General features: G+C 68.3%; 2 protein-coding genes. Both read left to right on the top strand.

The window, feature by feature from the left end:
- A partial coding sequence (locus ACE3UY_RS21425; protein WP_374689513.1) for a polyketide synthase dehydratase domain-containing protein occupies positions 1-835 on the top strand: 835 nt, incomplete at its 5' end.
- Positions 836-928: 93 nt separating this feature from the next.
- The coding region (locus ACE3UY_RS21420; protein WP_374689512.1) for a 4'-phosphopantetheinyl transferase superfamily protein at positions 929-1,594 on the top strand (666 nt) is incomplete at its 3' end.

Here is a 1,594-nt window from a genome sequence, read left to right as displayed (position 1 = left end):
GCTCTACGGCGGGCTGGAGGTGGAAACGACCCTCGATCCGAAGGCGCAGCCGTTCCTCTATGACCACGCGATGGAGGGCACGCCCCTGCTGCCCGGCGTCATGGGCACCGAATCGTTCGGCCAACTGGCGCGGGCGCTGGCCCCCGGCTACCGGGTGGCGGCTGTCTTCGACGAGCAGTTCCACGCGCCCTTCAAGTTCTACCGGATGAAGCCGCAGACGCTCTACCTGAGCGCCACGGCGGCCCCGGCGGCTGACGGCAACCTGGTGGCGCGGACGGCGCTGAAGTCGGTGCGCGAGCTGGGCAAGCCCGGCCTGCCGCCGCAGGAGAAGGTGCACTTCACGGCCAAGGTGCTGCTGGGCCGCGAACTCGACGCCAAAACGGTGGCGTTCGCGCCGCCGGCGGCCGAGACGCTGCCTATCACCGCCGACGCCATCTACCGCATCTACTTCCACGGCCCGGCCTACCAGGTGCTCGAGCGGGCGGACGTGCAGGGCAACACGGCCGTCGGTCTGATGGCCGCCGGCCTGCCGGCCAACACCAACCCGGGCGAGCCGGCCTCGGTCATGGCCCCGCGGCTGATCGAACTGTGCTTCCAGACGGCCGGCGTGTGGGACATCAAGACGAATGGCACGATGGCCCTGCCGCTGGGGATCGAGTCGGTGACGACCTATCGCCAGCCGGAAGCGGCCAACGGCCAACGGCTCTACGCCCTGGTCGAGGCGGTGGACGGCGGCGACGCCTACCACGCCCTGGTGGTCGATGAGAGCGGCGCGGTCTACGTAGACCTGAAGGGGTATCGCACCGTCGATCTCCCCGGTGAGGTTAGCCTGTAATCAGAAGTTCGTAGTCAGGCGATTCAACGTCGTTCTGCACGCAGGTGCGACCCACCTTCTGAGGTGGGTTGCACCTGACAAAGAAGGACGGCGATGAATCGCCTGACTACTTACCCCACAAACCGCCCGCCGGCCCTCCCTCTCCCGGCGGGCGGTTTGCTTTCCAGCTATAATCCGGCGACCATGTACGGCGAAGCACACAGCGGTTCCCTGACCACACCCGGCGGCGCAATCTACTGGCTTTGCCAGAACGGCGCGGCCCATGCGTCGCCGGACACGACCGGTGGGTCACTCAGCCCGGAGGAATTAGCCGCATTCGCCGCGCTGAAAACCGACAAGCGCCGTCGCGACTGGCTGCTCGGCCGGCTGACGGCCAAGCGGCTGCTGCGGCGCGTGCTGGCCGACCTGGGGCACGATCTGCCACCGGACGGCATCGTTGTGTTGCGACACGCCGACGGCTGGCCGCAGGTGTCGCTGCCGGCGCTGGGCGACGCGGCCCCGGCGCTGACGCTGTCCATCAGCCACGCCGGAAAGTGGGCGTTCTGCGCGGCCATGCTGGGCGAGAGCCGGCCGCTGGGCTGCGACATCGAGGCGATTGAGCCGCGGTCGGATGGGTTCATTGAGGACTACTTCACGGCGGCGGAGCGAGAGCTTGTAGCGCAGGCTTTCAGCCTGCACCACGTCTACGCCAACGCCATCTGGAGCGGCAAGGAAGCGGCGCTGAAGGCCATCCGGCGAGGGTTGGCGGAGGATACGCGG

The organism is Promineifilum sp. (SeqCode) (assembly GCF_041918635.1).
Classification (GTDB): domain Bacteria; phylum Chloroflexota; class Anaerolineae; order Promineifilales; family Promineifilaceae; genus Promineifilum.
This window is presented reverse-complemented; position numbering and strand designations above follow the sequence as displayed.